Here is a 17067-nt window from a genome sequence, read left to right as displayed (position 1 = left end):
GCGCGCGGCCGGTGAACACCCTCGGGGGAAGCGGCGTCGAGGTCACCCCGCTCGCCCTCGGCGCCGCCCCCATCGGCAACCTCTTCGCCGAGGTCACGGAAGAGCAGGCGCACGAAACTGTCGCCGCCGCCTGGCAGCAGGGCATCCGCTACTTCGACACCGCCCCGCACTACGGCCTCGGCCTGTCCGAACGCCGCCTGGGCGCCGCCCTGCGCGAGCACCCACGGGACGCGTACACGATCTCGACGAAGGTCGGCCGCCGCCTGGAACCGGTCGACACCCCGGGCGACGACCTCGCGCACGGCTTCGCCGTACCCGCCTCCCACCGCCGCGTCTGGGACTTCAGCGCCGACGGCATACGACGCACCCTCGACGCCAGCCTGGAACGGCTCGGCCTCGACCGCGTCGACGTCGTCTACCTCCACGACCCCGACGACCACGCCGAACAGGCCTTCCACGAGGGCTATCCGGCGCTGGAGAAGCTGCGCTCCGAGGGCGTCGTCGGCGCCATCGGCGCGGGCATGAACCAGGCCGGGATGCTGACCCGCTTCGTCCGCGACACGGACGTCGACGTGGTGCTGTGCGCCGGCCGTTACACGCTGCTCGACCAGAGCGCGCTCACCGAACTCCTGCCCGCCGCCGTGGACCGCGGCACGTCCGTCGTCATCGGCGGCGCCTTCAACTCCGGCCTGCTGGCGGACCCGAGACCGGAATCGACGTACAACTACGACCGGGCACCACAGGAGATGCTGGACCGCGCCCTGCGCATGCGGTCCGTCGCCGACCGCCACGGCATCACCCTGCGGGCCGCCGCCCTCGCCTACTGCGCCGCGCACCCGGCCGTCGCGAGCGTCCTCGTCGGTGCGCGATCGGCGGCCGAAGTCCGGGACTGCGCCGAGCAGTTCGCGTCTCAGGTGCCGGAGGCGTTCTGGCGGGAGCTGAGAGAGACCGGCCTGCTGTCCGACGAGGAGCCGTCATGAGAGTCGCCCTGCACACCAAGGTCCGCGCGGACCGGGTCGCGGAGTACGAGGCCGCGCACCGCGAGGTCCCGAAGGAGCTGACGGACGCCATCCGCGCCGCCGGCGCCACCTCCTGGACGATCTGGCGCAGTGGCACCGACCTCTTCCACGTCCTGGAGTGCGCGGACTACGCCCGGCTCCTCGCCGAGCTGGAGCAGCTACCGGTCAACGTCGCCTGGCAGGCGCGGATGGCGGAACTCCTCGACGTGGTGCACGACTACAGCGACGAGGGAGCCGACGCGGGCCTGCCCGTCGTATGGGAGCTGCCGTGACCGTCGACGCCCACCACCACGTCTGGGACCTGTCCGTACGCGACCAGGACTGGATCACCGGAGAAGAACTCCGGCCGATCCGGCGGAACTTCGGCCTCGCCGACCTGGAACCCGAGGCGCGGGCCGCCGGAGTGGTCCGTACCATCCTCGTCCAGACGGTCACCGTGCCCGACGAGACCCCGGAGTTCCTCGCCCTCGCCGCCGCGCACCACCTGATCGCCGGGGTCGTCGGGTGGACGGACCTCACCCGCCCGGACGTCGCCGACGAGCTGGCGCGGCTGCGTGAACTCCCCGGCGGCGACCACCTGAAGGGCATTCGCCACCAGGTCCAGGGCGAACCCGACCCGGAGTGGCTGCTGCGTCCCGACGTCCGCCGCGGACTCGCCGCCGTCGCCGACGCGGGCCTGGTCTACGACCTCGTCGTCCTGCCCCACCAGCTGCCCGCCTGCGCCAAGGCAGCCGCGGACCACCCGAACCTCACCTTCGTCCTGGACCACCTCGGCAAACCCCCCATTGCCTCCGGCCGGCAGGAACCCTGGGCGAGCGCCGTCCGCACTCTCGCCGCACTGCCCAACACGGTCTGCAAGCTCTCCGGCATGGTCACCGAGGCCGACCCGAGGTCCTGGACGGCCGACGACCTGCGCCCGTACGCCGACACCGTCCTCGAGGCCTTCGGCCCGGACCGCCTGATGTTCGGCTCGGACTGGCCGGTGTGTACGCTGGCCGCGACCTACGGTGAAGTGCTGTCGGCGGCAAGGGAGTTGACGGACGCGAGCGACCGCTCCCGTATCTTCGAGGCCACCGCCACCCGCGTCTACGACCTCTGAGCCACCTCCGCCAGCCGCGTCGGCGGCAGATACTCCCGCACATACGTCCGCTCCCAGCACGCGCCCGTCTCCCGCAGCTCACGCCAGGTCGTGTAGCGGTAACGGAAGAGACGGGCACGGACGAACCGCGGAGGCTCGTCGGGCGGGAAGGGCGAGCGGCGCAGCAGCTTCAGCGTGGCGCGGTCGTTCTCCAGGAGCCGCTCCACCAGCGCGCCGAACCAGGAGCCGGCATACGCGGGCGACAGCGCGGCGAACCACATCATCCAGTCGAGCCGCAGATGGTACGGCGCGAACTGGCGCGGCCAGTGCCGGGGATCACCCGGCTTGCCCTTGAACTCGTACTCCCGCCAGTCCGAGTCCTCGTGCGGCACCGGATCGGTCGTGCCCTCGACGACCACCTCGTAGCGGATCCGGCTGACGCTGCCGAACGCCCCGTACGTGTTGACCAGGTGCAGCGGATCGAAGGAGCGGTTCATCACCTGGCGGCGGGAGATCATGTTGCGGACTGGCTGGTAGCTCAGGCCCACGAGCAGCGCGGCGACGGCGAGGACGACGATCTCGTACCAGAGCGGTGCGTCGGCGACGGACGGCGGCGTGGTGGGGAACTCGATCGCGGACAGGGCCAGCACGATCGTGATCCAGTTCAGCCAGGAGAAGTTGCCCGACAGGACCAACCACAGCTGGGTGACGATCATCAAGGACGCCGCGGCCGTCGCGATCGGCTGCGGGGTGAACAGCAGGACGGGCACGACGAGCTGGGTGACGTGGTTCGCGGCCACCTCCGCGCGGTGCAGGGGCCGGGGGAGATGGTGGAAGAACCAGCTCAGCGGGCCCGGCATCGGCTGGGTCTCGTGGTGGTGGTACAGGCACGTCAGGTTCCGCCAGCAGGCGTCACCGCGCATCTTGATCAGCCCGGCGCCGAACTCCACCCGGAACAGGATCCAGCGCAGCAGGAAGAGGACGACGATCGGCGGGGCCACTTCGTCATTGCCGAGGAAGACCGCGAGGAAGCCGACCTCCAGGAGCAGCGACTCCCAGCCGAAGCCGTACCAGGTCTGGCCGACGTTGACGATCGACAGATACAGCACCCACGGCACCAGCCACAGCAGCATGCCGCCCCACAGCGGCAGCAGCGAGTCCAGCCCCGCCAGCAGCGCCGCCGACACCGCGCAGCCCGCCCAGGCCGAGGCCGCGAAGAACCGGTCCGAGTAGTGCAGTTGGAACAGGCTCGGCGCCTGCTTGAAAGGCACCCGCGCGACGAACCGGGGGATCGGCAGCATGCCGCGCTCGCCCAGCAGCGCACGGAACTGCAGCGCCGCCGTGAGGAACGCGACCAGATACACGGCGGCCAGAGCCCGCTGGAAGACCAGCCGACTCAGCCAGTAGTCGGGTGCGATGAACCACTCCACGGCCCTCTCCTGACCCCATTGTCGCGCCGGAACCTCAGGTCACTCTCTGTATCCATTGGTATGCCGTACCCACCGGCACCGTCGTCATGGCCCGCGCTCTCCCGACGACCGCCAGATTGTTTGCGGGAACTCCGCTCACCGGTCGAAGAATCAGTCGAATCCTGGCAAGGTAGGCCCATGGTTGATCGGGGAGCGAGCGCCCTGTCACTCCCGGACGACTGGCCCGCCCACCCGGATCCGATCCTGGCGCTCAATCGCATGGGCAGCTTCGACTGGGACCTGGACACCGGCCTCTTCCACATGGACGCCCAGGCCCACGAGGTCTTCGACCTGCGCCCCGACGAATACGACGGCAACCCCGAGACCCTCGGCGTCCGGGTCCCGCCCCCGGAGGGCTACCGGCTCGACGGCCTGGTCGCCCAGGCCATGAAGGACGGCAGCGAGAACTACGGCACCTACTTCCGCATCCGGCGCCGCGACGGCAGCCTCCGCTGGACCCACACCCAGGGCTACATCCGCCGCGACGAGACCGGCCGGCCGCGCCGGATCATCGGCATCGTCCGGGACGCCACCCAGGAATTCGAAGAGATCGAGGCTCGCCGGGACCAGGCGGCCCAGGACGAGGCCCGCCGCCGGCAGACCAACGTCGTCCAGCTCACCACCGCCGCCCTCGCGCACGCCCGTACCGTCCAGGACGTCATCGACGTCCTCAAGGACACCCACGGCCTCACTCATCTCGGCGCCACCAGCCTGGTCATGGGCCTGGTCGAGGCCGGCCGGATCCGGCTGATCGCCGAGGGCCCTGCGGGCAGCTTCGTGCCCGGCACCCTCGTCACCCGCATCGACGAGCCCTACCCCATGGGCGAGGTCGTCCGCACCCTCGCCCCGCGGTTCATCGAGTCGCCGGAGGAGTTCGCCGAGCGCTATCCGATCCTGTGGCCGCACATCACCGACCTGAACATCACGTCGGCCGCCTATCTGCCGCTGATCGCCCAGGCGAAACCCATCGGCGCGATGGGCCTGCTCTACAGCGACCGGCGCGGCTTCACCCCCGACGAGCGCAACGTCCTCGTCGCCCTCGGCTCCAGCATCGCGCAGAGCCTGCAGCGGGCCATGTTCTACGAGCAGGAGAAGGACCTCGCCACCGGCCTCCAGCAGGCCATGCTGCCGCGCACCATCCCCAGCGTGCCCGGCGCCGACATCGCCGTCCGCTACCGCGCCGGTTCCGCCGCGGGCTCCCTGGGCCGGGACATCGGCGGCGACTGGTACGACCTGATACCGCTGCCGGGCGGCCGGGTCGGCGCCGTCATCGGCGACGTCCAGGGCCACGACACACACGCCGCCGCCGTCATGGGACAGCTCCGCATCGTCCTGCGCGCCTACGCCGCCGAGGGCCACACCCCCGCCACCGTGATGGCCCGCGCCTCCGTCTTCCTGCACGAACTCGACACCGACCGCTTCGCGACCTGCCTGTACGCGGAGGCCGACCTGTCCACCGGAGTCGTCCAGGTGGTCCGGGCCGGCCATATCGACCCGCTGATCCGGCAGACCGACGGGACCTGCCGCCGGATAGCCGTCGAGGGCGGGCTGCCGCTCGGTCTGTCCGCCGAGTTCGGCCGCCTCGAATACCCGGTCGGCACCATCGAGCTCGACCCCGGCCACACCCTGCTGCTGTGCACCGACGGTCTGGTCGAACAGCCCGGCGCCGACCTCGACGACGGCATGCAGACTCTCGTGGCCATGATCAAGACCGGCCCGGACGACGTACACGACCTCGCCGAGCGGCTCATCGACGTGGCCGAGGAACGCGGCGGCGGCGACGACGTGGCCCTGCTCCTGCTACGCCGCCGCACCCTGGACACCCCCCAGTCCGGCGGCCGGCTCCAGCAGCACGTCGCCCCCGGCGACCCCGAGGCCCTCACCCAGGCCCGGCACATGATCCGCGCCGCAGTCCTCGCCTGGGGCGCCCGCGAGCGCGCCGACGAGATCGAACTCGTCGCCGACGAGCTGATCACCAACGCCCTGATGCACACCGAGGGCTCCGCCGTCGTCACCCTGCGGGTACTGACCGCCACCGACCGGCGGCTGCGCGTCGACGTCGAGGACTCCTCCAGCGCCCTGCCCCGCCGCCGCGACGCCGGCGAGTCGGGCGTCTCCGGGCGCGGACTGCTCCTCGTCGACCTGCTCACGGACGTGTGGGGCGTGGAGGCGCGGGGCGGCGGGAAATGCGTGTGGTGCGAGTTCGTGGTGGGGGAACGGGGCTGAGTCCGCCGGTCCCGGATGGCACTCTGGACGTATGCCGGAACTGCCCGAGGTGGAAGCGCTCAAGGACTTCCTGACCGAGAACCTGGTCGGCCACGAGATCGTCCGGGTGCTGCCCGTCGCGATCAGCGTGCTGAAGACGTACGACCCTCCGCTCACGGCGGTCGAGGGCCACGCGGTCACCGCCGTGCACCGGCACGGCAAGTTCCTCGACCTCGAGACCGACGGCGGCCCGCACTTCGTCACCCACCTCGCCCGCGCCGGCTGGCTGCACTGGAAGGACAAGCTCCCCGACGGTCCGCCCAAGCCCGGCAAGGGCCCCCTCGCGCTGCGCGTCGCCCTGGAGACCGGCGAGGGCTTCGACCTGACGGAGGCCGGCACCCAGAAGCGGCTCGCGGTGTATGTCGTCCACGACCCCCAGGAGGTCCCGGGCGTCGCCCGCCTCGGCCCCGACCCGCTCGCCGACAACTTCGACGAACCCCGGTTCGCGGCCCTGCTCAAGGGCGAGCGACGGCAGCTCAAGGGTGCCCTGCGCGACCAGAGCCTGATCGCCGGCGTGGGCAACGCCTACAGCGACGAGATCCTGCACGCCGCGAAGATGTCCCCCTTCAAACTGGCCGCGTCCCTCACCCCCGAGGAGACCACCCGCCTGTACCAGGCGCTGCGCGGCACCCTCACCGAGGCCGTCGAGCGCACCCGCGGCCTCGCCGCCGGACGCCTCAAGGCCGAGAAGAAGAGCGGCCTGCGCGTACACGGCAAGACGGGCGAGCCCTGCCCGGTGTGCGGCGACACGATCCGCGAGGTCTCCTTCAGCGACTCCTCACTCCAGTACTGCCCGACCTGCCAGACGGGCGGCAAGCCACTGGCCGACCGGAGGATGTCCCGGCTGCTGAAGTGAGACGTCGGTCAGCTCACCGGTCTCCGCCGTCGCCGCCTGGTCTACTGCGCGTCGAGTGTCACCAGATGCTCGCCGTCCGTCGTGCGGACCTCGTACCGGGCGATCTGGTCCGTGTGCATCGACGAACTGCCGTGCATGGTGTTCGGGCGGGCGTCGTGGCGGGGTGTCATCCAGTGGGTGACCGTCTCCTCCGAGCCGTCCTGGCCCAGGACGACCAGGCGGCAGGGGCGCGGTCCGGCCCCGTCCTTCACCCGCAGCTCGATCTGACTGCCCGAGGCCGCGTTCTCCGCCGTGACCTGCGCCCATACGCCCGACCGCTCGTCGGTCGCGGTGATGCGCACGGAGCCGTCGCCGCCGCCCGCCGTGATCGCCACCGCGGGCGCCGCCACAGCGATCGCCACCGAGGCCGCCACGGCGTACAGCACCCGCCTGCGCCCGACCCGTCGCCGTGCCGTCACCTCGCCGAGCAGCCGGTCCAGCAGCCGGTTTCCGGGCTGGGTCAGGGGGTTCACAAAGCGCGGCGTGGCCCGTCGGTACAACATCAACTGCCGGGTCACCGGCCCGAACTCGGTCACGTGTGCCGAACAGCTGGGGCACTCCATGAGGTGGTCCTCGAAGCGGAAGGCGTCCGCCTCGTCCAGCACGCCGAGCGCGTACGCGGCGACGTCGCGATGCCTCTCCAGGGACCTCATGCCGAATCCTCGTGCCGTTGGGTGCGGGTGGGGTTACTCCTTGCTCCCATCGGTACGCACCAAGCCGAAGAATCACTCAAGCCCCTTACCGAATCGCAACCTAAGGATTCGGAGCGGCTCGGGCCGAGGATTGGTCGGATCGGCGCCGAATCTCAAAAAAGATGGATGGCGAGATGTCCCAGCGGCAGCCCCAGCTGCCAGGCCGGCGTCCACACCTTCGGCCCCTCGTCCTCACCGGCCATCGCGGCGCCTCCAGGCACCGCGTTCAGGTCGGGCGCGAGCAGCTCGGTCTCCTCCAGCCAGCGCCAGGCCGCCTCCGCCAGCTCCAGGTCGGGTGCGGGGTCCCCCGTCTCGATCGTCTCGGCGGCGAGCTTCGCAAGACGCTCGCGCACCCAGTCCTGCCACGGCTGGTCGTACGCCGTCAGCGAAAGCCAGGTCTCCAGCTGGGTGACGACCCGGATGCCCGACAGCTCGCCGTCGGTGTCGGACAGGAAGATGGTCAGCGCCAGGGCATCCCGTCCGGCGCGGAACTCGAAGGACGTCGGCGGCATCAGATCGCCGGTCCGCAGCAGCTCGTCGGCAATGTACTCGGCGTACAACCACGCCATGGGGACGGTCAGTTCACCGCCGCCGGTGCCGTCCGTGCTCTCTTGACCTCTGTGCAGCATCCCTTCCTGCCTTCCTCCGGTGCGTGCGCGTCGCCCGACCCCGGGCCCCAGTCCGGAACACGGATGAAGACAGCTGATTGCTCAACGGGGGTCTTCAGCAAGGCGCTTTACGGAGGTTTGACTCACCCATTGGTTTCACCGCAGGTCGGCCGCGTATCCCGGAAGCACCCTGCGCAGGGCGCGCAGCGCATAGTACGCGCGGGACTTCACCGTACCGGGAGGAATTCCGAGCGCCGCCGCGGCCTCCGCCACACTCGCCCCGTGGAAATACACGAGCACCAGGACTTCACGGTGCTCCGGAGTGAGTGTCTTCACAGCCTCGCGCACATCGAGTGCCGCCGCTGCCCGTTCGGCATGGTCGGCGATCACACGCGCGTTCTCCAGGACCGCGTCCCCGACCTCGGCGGGCCGCGCCTGCCGGGCCCGCCGCGCGTCGATGGCGAGCCGCCGTCCCACGGTCAGCAGCCAGGGCCGTACGGAGTCGAAGTCATCGGCGCGTAGCGCCTCGGGATGCTGCCAGGCGCGTACGAGCGTCTCCTGCACGAGGTCCTCGGCGCGCTGCCGGTCACCGTCGCAGAGCCGGAGCAGCAGCGCGAAAAGAGGCCGGCCGTGCTCCCGCTGCAGTGCGGCGAGCTCGTGCTCGGCGGTCGTCGTCCCGTTTGAGAGGGTGATTCCGGCCGTCATGGCCGTATGGCATCGCAGGGTGTGCCTTTCGGACAGAGCGCGCACACGGATCTGCGGCGGACGGTCGATCGCGTCGACGAACGGTACGACGAACGGTTCGTTCCGCTGCCGGTGAGCGCCGGACGGGCTAATGAAACCAGTCAGGTTGTTTGCGGAAGCGTTCAGATTCATACCTATTTGTCTGTAAATATGATCGCGACGGGGTGAGCGATGATTGCACGCAGACAGCAGGTTGCCCTGGCCCTCACGGCCGTCCTCGCCGCAGGCGCCGCCTGCCAGGCCGAGGCCCGCGACGACACCGATCCGGCGGGGCGTCCGGCCCCCTCGGCGGCCGGTGGATTCACGCTCGTCGCCTCCGGCGACGTCCTCCCGCACAGCACGATCATCGACCGGGCGCGCTTCGACGCGGGCGGCACCGGCTACGACTTCCGCCCGATGTTCTCCGGGGTCGAACCCGTCGTCTCCCGCGCCGACCTGGCGCTGTGTCACATGGAGACGGTGTACGGAGAGAACGGCGAGTACACCGGCTACCCCACCTTCAAGTCCCCGCCCGAGGTCGCGACCGGCCTCGCCGCCAGCGGCTACGACGGCTGCTCCACCGCCTCCAACCACAGCCTGGACGACGGCGCGGACGGCATCCGCCGCACGCTGGACACCCTCGACCGCGCGGGCGTACGGCACGCCGGATCGGCGCGCAACGAAGCCGAGGCGCGCACCGCCACCGTCCTGCCCGCGGGCAAGGCGAAGGTCGCCCACCTCGCCTACACCTACGGCACGAACGGCTTCCCGCTGCCGCCGGGACAGCCCTGGGCCGTCAACCTGATCGACGAGCAGAAGATCATCGCGGACGCCCGCGCCGCCCGGCAGTCCGGCGCCGACGTGGTCGTGGTGTCCATGCACTGGGGCACGGAATGGCAGGACGCCCCCGACCGGCGCCAGCAGTCCCTGGCCCGGACCCTCACCGCCGCCCGCACCGGGAACCGCCCGGACATCGACCTGATCCTCGGCACCCACGCCCACGTCCCGCAGGCCTACGAGAAGGTCAACGGCACCTGGGTCGTCTACGGAATGGGCGACCAGATCGCCGGCGCCATGTTCAACCACCAGGGCGTACAGGACCCGCGCGGCAACCAGTCCACCCTCGCCCGCTTCACCTTCACCCCGCCCGCGAATCCCGGCGCCCGCTGGGCGGTGACAAAGGCCGAGTTCATCCCACAACTGTTCGACATCGACGCCGGCCGCGTGGTGAACCTCAACGAGGCACTGAAGAACGGCGCCGAGGTACAGGGCGTACGCGACCAAATCAGAGACGCGGTCCTCAGCCGAGGCGCAGCAAAAGACGGCCTGGTGATGAGCGCCCCGTAGGGGCGCGGGGAACTGCGCGACCAGCCACGACGACGCTGCAGCCGACCGACGGCGTAACCCGGCACTACCAGCGGAGCGTCACGGCACGACCGTCACCGGCCACCGCCCCGCCTTCACCAGCCGAATCGCGACCGACCCGATGATCCGGTGGCCCGCCTGCTCCGACGCGCCCACCACCACGGCGTCCGCCTTGAGCTCGTCGGCCGCCTTGACCAGGCCGCTGTAGGGGTCGCCGCGGAACGTGTGGAACTCCCAGCGGACGTCGAATATCCCCTTCACGCGCTCCGTCGCGTCCCTGATCTCCGCGACGATGCCCTCGGCGATCGCGTCCGTCGTCTCCGCGACCGGCGCCCCGAGCGCCGCGCCGGCGCTCATCACGGGCTGGACGTACACGATCGCGAGGAGTGCGCGTTGCCGCCGGGCCAGTCCACCGGCGTAGGCCGCGGCCCGCAGCGAGGAGTCGGAGCCGTCCACGCCGACGACGATGACCTTCGGCCCGTCCGTGCCCCGTTCGAACCCTTGCGAGGGCGAGTGCTGCTGATCCGTCACGCCTGTGAGGCTATCGGAACCCGCAGGTCCCCCAGCCGTTGCCGGGCTTCCCATCGATTCGCCCACCCGGGAGACACCCGCCGTTTCCCTGACGAACCGTCATACGCCGCCCGGGTGGAATCATGCCGCCGCTGAGGTGCCTGCGTGGTGCGTCGGGGCCCCGAGGGGCGACTGATGAGTCATGAAGAAGGATCAGTTGCTCACCCGGCGCCGGGCGTTGGCCGTCGGCGCCGCCACGGTCGGGGCGGCCGGCACCGCCGGACTGCTCACGGTGCGCGCGGGCGACCAGCCGGTCCGGCCGCCCGCCGCGGGGGCCGCGGGCCCGCAGGCGCGCAGCGCCCTCAAGCCCTCCGCGTACCGGCTGCAGCCCCTGCCCGGGCTGGGTGCGGGGCGGCGCGCGGCTGGGCGGCTCTTCGTGCGGCGCGAACTCTTCGTGGGCATCTCCGGCCGCGGCCGGACCATGGTGCTGACCTTCGACGACGGCCCGGACCCCCGCTACACCCCGGACATCCTGGACACGCTGCAGGCGTACGACGTCCGCGCGATGTTCTTCGTCTGCGGCGAGATGGCCGCCGAGAACCCGGACCTGGTGGAGCGCATGGCCGACGAAGGGCATGTCGTCGGCAACCACACCTGGTCCCACCCGCTGCTCACCCGCCTCACCCGGAGGCAGATCCGCTCCGAGATGAAACGTACCTGCGAGGTCATCGAGGACGCGTCCGGCGAGTGGCCCCGCTGGTTCCGCGCCCCCTACGGTGCCTGGAACCGCGCGGCCTTCCAGCTCGGCGCCGAACTGGGCATGGAGCCGCTGGCGTGGACGGTCGACACCCTCGACTGGACCGAGCCCGGCGCCCGCACCATCGTCGACCGGGTCGAGAACGGCGCCGCCCCCGGCGTCGTGGTACTCGCGCACGACGCCGGGGGCGACCGCTCGGAGAGCGTCCGGGCCCTGCGCGACTATCTGCCCCAACTGCTGGACGACGGCTACCACATCACCGTCCCGCGCCGACGGCACGTCTGACGGGCCGCGCCCGCCCGGCCGCGACGCTCAGCGCACCTCGACCAGGCGGGCGAAGACGACGACGTTCCCGTCGTAGCCGTTCTGCTTGGAGAAACCGCCGCCGCAGGTGATGACCCGCAATTCGGGGCTGCCCTTGGAGGCGTAGACACGGTCGCCGGGGAAGTTGTTCTTCTCGAAGACCTCGATGCCGTAGATCTCGAATACGGCCGTCTTCGCGTCCTTGCGCGCGACCTCGACGCGATATCCCTTCTTGAGGGCCCCGAGTCCGTAGAACACGGCGGGACCCTGCGTGTTGTCGACATGGCCGACGATCACGGCGGTGCCCTTTTCGCCGGGGGTGACGGCGCCGGTGAACCAACCGGCGAGATTCGGGTCCTCCGGCGGTGGTGCGTCGACCCAGCCGGCCGCGTCCAGGCCGACCGGCATCATGGGCGCGTCGACCTGGATCGCCGGGATCCTGACTCGGTCCGGCACGGCGTACGGCAGCGCGTCCGGGGCCCGCAGGAAGGCGCCCTGCGGTGTCCGGGCCTCCGCGGCGGCTGCCGAGGCGGGCTGCGGGGGCCCCTCGTCGAACTCTCCCGAACCATTGCGAATGAGCGCGAGGCCGGTCAGCAGAACAAGCGCTATCACGCCCCAAGGAGCGCGCTTCTTCCGATGCTCCTCCTCTTCGGCCACCTCGTACCCAGACATTCGACTTCCCCTCTCGACGCGGCCGTCGCCACGTCAATGGCGCATAGGAGAACGCTAAGTCCCGCGGGCACCGCCAGCGACGGGGCAGAAGCGAACGGGTGGCCCGAACGCCACCGTGGTGCGCCATCCGAGTCGCCGCGAACAGGAATTTTCTGACGGTGCGTGACCTGCGGCAATATCCGATTGTGTGGTTTTCCTTCGGCGTGTCTTCTCACCAGGACGGACCATTCCCGAAATGCGGGCGCGAGCAGGGCATCTGAGGGTCTTTCTTGGAGGCGCTTTCTCGCCGATCGACCGGGGACGGGTCCCGGGGCGTCTTCCGCGGAGGATCACATGCGTACTACTCGTTCCCTGGCGGTCTCGGCCGCCGCGGTCGCCGTCCTCGGGCTCGCCGCTCCCGCGGCCGTCGCCTGGGACGGCATGAACGACGCCGACGGCAGCGGCGGCTACGGCGGTGGGTTCGGTGGCAACGGCGACCACCACGGTGGCTTCGGCGGAAATGGCGGCTTCGGCGGCGACGGCTTTGGTGGCGACGGCTTCGGTGGCAATGGTGGTGGGTTCGGTGGCAATGGCGACCACCACGGTGGCTTCGGCGGAAATGGCGGCGGACACGGCGGGCACCACGGCGGCAACGGCCGGTTCTTCCCGAGCAATATCGTCGTGCTGCCCCGGGTCATCGCCCGAGGCGGTCAGCTGACCATCACGGTCGACGGCTGCCCCAACGGCGGCACCGCGACCTCCCGTGCCTTCCCACGGGCCAGGCTGTTCCCGATCAGAGGCGCCAACGACACAGCGAGAGGCACCGCGACCGTCCACACCAACGCCAGACCCGGCCCGTACGACGTCACCGTCCACTGCTCCGGCTCCACCCTGACCCGGCCGAACGCCTTCACCGTCATCGGCGGTGTCCGCGGCGGCATCGGCGGCAGCAGCTCCACCGGGGCGACCCCGACCGACATGGTCATCGGCGGCGGTCTCGTGGCCGCGGCCGTCGTCGGCGGCGGAGTGTTCTGGATGCGGCGCCGGTCCGAGAAGCGGATCTGACCGCCACCGATCCCCGGAACCGATTCGCCCCGGACCCTTCGAAGGGTCCGGGGCGAAGGTCTGTGCGGGTGGGGGGAGAGGGTCGGTCAGGCGCCGTCCTCGTCCGTGCGGCGCCGTGAGAAGTGGTACGCCGCTCCGACCGCGCCGGTGATGAGCGCGAGGCCGAGCCCGATCTCCTGGAGGTTGAAACCGCCGAGGCTGCCGCCTTCACCGGCGTGGACGCCCTTCGGCGGGACCCGGTGGTGGCCCGGGCGGCCCTCGGCGATGGTGAGGTCCACCTCCTGCCAGAAGGTGCCGCAGCTGAACTTCACCGAGTACACCGCGCCCTCGCGCGCGTCCCGGTCGACCACCGCCGTGGCCGAGTTCTGGCCCCTGCGGATCGTCACCGTGTCGAAGACCCCCGAGGAGACGTACACATCCTGGTCGCAGCCGGTGACGCGCAGGGACACCTGCCCGCCGGGCTCGATGGTCGTCGGCAGCACACTGGCCCGGAAGCCGGTGTGCTCGTCACCGCGTGCGTGAGCGGCGGGAGAGGCCAGTGCCAGGGCGGTGGCGCCCAGCAGTGCGGCCGAGGCGACGCGTATCGCGCGCATGGTGGATCCTCCGGTCCCCGAGGAGCAGCTGCGGACCTTTTCCGCTTGCGCCAGAAATGCACCTCGATGATCGAAACGCTAGAAAGGTGCATGCGGGGGCGCGATCGCAGTAGCGCGAACGGGTCAACCGTGTGGGCCGTACAGGGGACGGTGCTGCCTCGATCGGGGGACCGCCGCGGTGTGGCGGCCGTCCCCCGAGGATGTCCCGGCGCGGGGTCCGTCAGCCGCCGATGTGGGGGAAGAGGTCCAGGAACGGATCGGCCGAGGCCGTGACACCCCGGCTGTAGGGCGCGTCGAAGTCCCAGATGAGGAAGAGCAGGAAGGCGATCAGCGCCGAGAACAGCCCGGCGAGGATCAGCTCCCGTGTCGTACGTCGGATCTGCAGGGCGAAGATCATCCCGATCGTCACCACGGCCCCGGCAATCAGCCCGAACCACACCACCCCCGGCATCGTCTCCCCGGTCGCGCCGGCGCGGGCACTGCGTGCCTGGTCCGCAGCGGTGACCTGGTCGACGAGCGGCTGGTAGGCCTGCGCCTCGAAGTCGGTCCTCGGCTGGTAGTCGGTGACGTCCTCGCGGATGCGGTCGAGGAGCTCGGTGCCGCGCTCGGTGACCTTGCCGTCGTCAGACATCACCTTCCACTCGGTGTTCACGACGTGTCCGACATAGGTGTTGACATCGTCCCGAATGCGGTCGCGGATGTCGGTGGGATAGACCCGCACCCGCTCCGAGATCTCGTGCAGGGCGACCGCCTCGGCCTGGACGTGGTCCTGCGCGGCGCTGCGGCCCTCCCAGACACCGGCGATGGCCAGGCCCAGGACGATGGCGTACACCACTCCGATCCACATCGTCATGTACTCGATGACGTCGGGTGTCTCGTTGGGATCCTCGTCGTCCGCCGCCGTCCGATGGCGGAGGACGGTGATGATGACCACCACGACGCAGACAGCCAGCATCGCGAGGATGAGAACAAGCCATTCCGGCAAGAGGTGCCTCCAGAAATCAGCGGGGACGCAGCGCGGCGATCGCGGCCACCGCGGGCACGGTGATGAGCAGGACGAAGGTGAGCGGCGACGTAGCACTGTGCGTCGCCCGCTTGCGCGGTGCCGGGTGGTACGCCGGATAGCTCACGGGGGTCACGGACGGACGCGGGGTCGGCTTGGCCGACGGTGTCGGTGTCGGTGTGGGGCTGGGCGGGGGTGTGGGTGCCGGACGTGAGGCCGCGGGCTGCGGAGCCGGTGGGGCCGGTGCGGGCGGCGGCTCGGGGGGCGGCGTGGGCCGTGGCTTCGGCGGCGGCTTCGGCGTGGGCGTCGGGTCCGGGGTGGGGGTGGGCTTCGGCGGCTCAGGCGTCGGCGTCGGGGTGGGCGTCGGTGTCGGTGTCGGCGTGGGGGCCGGGCACGAGGGGTGGGTGGGCCAGGTCGCGGGAGTGGGCCAGGTGGCGCTCCCGACGACCGCCACCGCCTCCGTGCCGCCGGGGCCGGTCGACGCGTACGCGCAGACGTCGGCGACCGCCGTGCCCGCCGGGGCGCCGACGACCATCCATGCCAGCGTGACGAGGGACAACACCCGTATGGCGATGGTGCCTTGGGTCGGTTCGGGTCCATGCACGACGAAGATCATGGGCCTTTGCGCACCGGCGTACGCCCGAGCGCCGGGGGAATGCCCCGAAGGAGGGACAGCGGGGCGTCGCCGGTTTGATCCGCGCGCGTCCGCGTGTCCGGGGAACCGCACGCTCATACGAGCGTCGTCGCGGCAGGGGCGCAGGTCGCGGGCGCGGTGTGGCACACGTTTCGGAAAGAAATCCGCGGGGCGTTTGAACACAACGGCGGTCACTGCTCGTACATAGGACCGTGCGCGGCGCAGCAGGGCGCTGCAACATCGTTGCGATGATCGGGGAGTTGAAGATGAAGACCTCCTGGCGGAGCGCCTCACTCGTGGCGAGCGCTGCGGCTGTTCTGGCGCTGACGACGGCGTGCGGTCAGGAAAGCAGCCCGTCGCCGAGCCAGAACGTGGGCGCCACGGCCGCGGCCGGTGACTACGGACAGGCAGGCGCCGGGGCCGGAGCCGGCACCGGCGCCCAGAACGAACAGAGCAACGCCAACCAGGCTTCTCTCGCAGGCCAGTTGGCAGTCTCCGCCAACGCGGAAGTCGGCAACATGGTGACCGACAGTGCGGGCATGACCCTGTACCGGTTCGACCAGGACACCGCCGAGCCGCCGAAGACGAACTGTGACGGCGACTGTGCCACGACCTGGCCTCCGGTACCGGCGGACGACGCCACGGCCGGCGCCGGCATCGACAAGGCGCTGCTCGGCGAGGTCACCCGCGCCGACGGCACCAAGCAGCTGACCGTCGGCGGCTGGCCGGCGTACCGCTACGCGAAGGACACCACCCCCGGCGACGTCAAGGGCCAGGGTGTGGGCGGCAAGTGGTACGCGCTGGCGCCCGACGGCAAGAAGGCCCAGCAGGGCGGTGACGCCGATCAGGGCGGTGGGGTCGAGCAGGCCGGACTGCCCGGGCTGTCCACCCGCAACGACCCGGAACTCGGCGAGATCGTCGTCGACAAGAACGGCCACACGGTCTACCGCTTCCTGAAGGACTCGCCCTGGCCGATGAAGACGGCGTGCACCGGCGACTGCCTGGAGAAGTGGCCGGTCATCGAGCCGGTCGACGCCAAGAACACCAAGGGCATCGACCTGAAGGGGTCCGGTCCCAGGGGTCAGGGTTACGTGGTCTTCGACCGGCCCGACGGACTGAAGCAGCAGACCATCGACTGTGTCCCGATCTACACCTTCGCCGGTGACAAGAAGCCCGGGGACACCAACGGCCAGGGTGTGGCCGGTGCTTGGTACGCCGTCGCACCCGACGGAAAGGCCGTGAAGGGCTGACCACAGCCTTCCGCCATCAACCCCGGTTCGCCCCCTCCGCGCCGCACGGAGGGGGCGGCCGGTTTTGCCGTTGGGAACTCTCCGGAACGCCTCGGACACTTTTAGTAGAGGCGATACAGGGCATCAATTCGGCACGTGCCGCAGGCAGTGACCGGGAACGGATGGTCAATTTCCGTTTCCGCTCGCT

At 70.7% G+C, this 17067-nt stretch carries 17 protein-coding genes and 1 pseudogene; 9 read left to right on the top strand and 9 right to left on the bottom strand.

The annotated features are described in order from the left end of the window. Positions 1–11 precede the first annotated feature (11 nt). From AB0I98_RS23825 to AB0I98_RS23815, 3 genes are read left to right on the top strand one after another with little or no spacing between them, the layout of a single operon-like run. Positions 12–980, top strand: a complete 969-nt coding sequence (locus AB0I98_RS23825; RefSeq protein WP_362944920.1) for an aldo/keto reductase — start codon at positions 12–14, stop codon at positions 978–980. Then, complete coding sequence (locus AB0I98_RS23820) at positions 977–1291, top strand: L-rhamnose mutarotase (protein WP_362944852.1); 315 nt, start codon at positions 977–979, stop codon at positions 1289–1291. Before AB0I98_RS23825 ends, AB0I98_RS23820 begins: the two co-directional genes overlap by 4 nt. Then, the gene (locus AB0I98_RS23815; RefSeq protein WP_362944850.1) at positions 1288–2118 is read left to right on the top strand and encodes an amidohydrolase family protein; all 831 of its coding nucleotides are present in this window, start codon (positions 1288–1290) and stop codon (positions 2116–2118) included. Before AB0I98_RS23820 ends, AB0I98_RS23815 begins: the two co-directional genes overlap by 4 nt. On the opposite strand, the gene AB0I98_RS23810 is transcribed toward AB0I98_RS23815, so the two are convergent. Next, positions 2106–3527 carry a lipase maturation factor family protein gene (locus tag AB0I98_RS23810; RefSeq protein ID WP_362944848.1) on the bottom strand — a complete coding sequence of 474 codons (1422 nt, stop codon included), beginning with the start codon at positions 3525–3527 and terminating at the stop codon, positions 2106–2108. The genes AB0I98_RS23815 and AB0I98_RS23810 overlap by 13 nt on opposite strands. A gap of 177 nt (positions 3528–3704) precedes the next feature. Here AB0I98_RS23810 and AB0I98_RS23805 point away from each other — a divergent pair, with 177 nt between their 5' ends. Then, a complete protein-coding gene (locus tag AB0I98_RS23805) occupies positions 3705–5792 on the top strand; it encodes a SpoIIE family protein phosphatase (protein ID WP_362944846.1) in 2088 nt (695 codons plus the stop codon). Between the two features lie 31 nt (positions 5793–5823). Further along, positions 5824–6687: a DNA-formamidopyrimidine glycosylase family protein gene (locus tag AB0I98_RS23800; protein ID WP_362944844.1), complete on the top strand. Its 864-nt coding sequence runs from the start codon at positions 5824–5826 to the stop codon at positions 6685–6687. Positions 6688–6728: 41 nt separating this feature from the next. Here the strand turns inward: AB0I98_RS23800 and AB0I98_RS23795 are convergent, their stop codons facing one another. The 3 genes from AB0I98_RS23795 to AB0I98_RS23785 all read right to left on the bottom strand — a co-directional run bounded on the left by AB0I98_RS23795 (position 6729) and on the right by AB0I98_RS23785 (position 8731). Next, complete coding sequence (locus AB0I98_RS23795) at positions 6729–7379, bottom strand: zf-HC2 domain-containing protein (protein ID WP_362944842.1); 651 nt, start codon at positions 7377–7379, stop codon at positions 6729–6731. 152 nt (positions 7380–7531) lie between these two features. Next, positions 7532–8047: a hypothetical protein gene (locus AB0I98_RS23790; RefSeq protein ID WP_362944840.1), complete on the bottom strand. Its 516-nt coding sequence runs from the start codon at positions 8045–8047 to the stop codon at positions 7532–7534. Between the two features lie 135 nt (positions 8048–8182). Continuing rightward, the gene (locus AB0I98_RS23785; protein WP_210569617.1) at positions 8183–8731 is read right to left on the bottom strand and encodes a sigma-70 family RNA polymerase sigma factor; all 549 of its coding nucleotides are present in this window, start codon (positions 8729–8731) and stop codon (positions 8183–8185) included. 210 nt (positions 8732–8941) lie between these two features. Between AB0I98_RS23785 and AB0I98_RS23780 the strand changes: the two genes are divergently transcribed. Further along, positions 8942–10096 carry a CapA family protein gene (locus tag AB0I98_RS23780; RefSeq protein WP_362944838.1) on the top strand — a complete coding sequence of 385 codons (1155 nt, stop codon included), beginning with the start codon at positions 8942–8944 and terminating at the stop codon, positions 10094–10096. Between the two features lie 78 nt (positions 10097–10174). Here AB0I98_RS23780 and AB0I98_RS23775 read toward each other — a convergent pair whose 3' ends face one another. Further along, positions 10175–10645, bottom strand: coding sequence for a universal stress protein (locus AB0I98_RS23775; RefSeq protein ID WP_362944836.1), 471 nt, complete (start codon positions 10643–10645; stop codon positions 10175–10177). 181 nt (positions 10646–10826) lie between these two features. Here AB0I98_RS23775 and AB0I98_RS23770 point away from each other — a divergent pair, with 181 nt between their 5' ends. Next, positions 10827–11666, top strand: a complete 840-nt coding sequence (locus AB0I98_RS23770; protein WP_362944834.1) for a polysaccharide deacetylase family protein — start codon at positions 10827–10829, stop codon at positions 11664–11666. A 27-nt stretch (positions 11667–11693) separates the two neighbouring features. On the opposite strand, the gene AB0I98_RS23765 is transcribed toward AB0I98_RS23770, so the two are convergent. Next, entirely contained in the window at positions 11694–12356 is a 663-nt protein-coding gene (locus AB0I98_RS23765) for a class F sortase (RefSeq protein WP_362944832.1), read from the bottom strand. A 645-nt stretch (positions 12357–13001) separates the two neighbouring features. Between AB0I98_RS23765 and AB0I98_RS23760 the strand changes: the two are divergent. Further along, a pseudogene (locus AB0I98_RS23760) lies at positions 13002–13400 on the top strand (hypothetical protein); the annotation flags it as partial. An 86-nt stretch (positions 13401–13486) separates the two neighbouring features. On the opposite strand, the gene AB0I98_RS23755 reads toward AB0I98_RS23760, so the two are convergent. The 3 genes from AB0I98_RS23755 to AB0I98_RS23745 all read right to left on the bottom strand — a co-directional run bounded on the left by AB0I98_RS23755 (position 13487) and on the right by AB0I98_RS23745 (position 15600). Continuing rightward, entirely contained in the window at positions 13487–13993 is a 507-nt protein-coding gene (locus AB0I98_RS23755) for a hypothetical protein (protein WP_362944830.1), read from the bottom strand. A gap of 220 nt (positions 13994–14213) precedes the next feature. Further along, positions 14214–14978, bottom strand: a complete 765-nt coding sequence (locus tag AB0I98_RS23750; RefSeq protein WP_362944828.1) for a DUF4239 domain-containing protein — start codon at positions 14976–14978, stop codon at positions 14214–14216. Positions 14979–14994: 16 nt separating this feature from the next. Further along, positions 14995–15600 (bottom strand): hypothetical protein, encoded by a 606-nt coding sequence (locus AB0I98_RS23745; protein WP_362944827.1) that lies wholly within the window; start codon positions 15598–15600, stop codon positions 14995–14997. Positions 15601–15896: 296 nt separating this feature from the next. Between AB0I98_RS23745 and AB0I98_RS23740 the strand changes: the two genes are divergently transcribed. Then, positions 15897–16880: an SCO0930 family lipoprotein gene (locus tag AB0I98_RS23740; protein ID WP_362944919.1), complete on the top strand. Its 984-nt coding sequence runs from the start codon at positions 15897–15899 to the stop codon at positions 16878–16880. Positions 16881–17067: the final 187 nt, after the last annotated feature.

Source organism: Streptomyces sp. NPDC050211 (genome assembly GCF_040656035.1).
Classification (GTDB): Bacteria; Actinomycetota; Actinomycetes; order Streptomycetales; family Streptomycetaceae; genus Streptomyces.
Note: the sequence above shows the minus strand (reverse complement) of the source record. Positions and strands in the feature narration are given on the sequence as shown.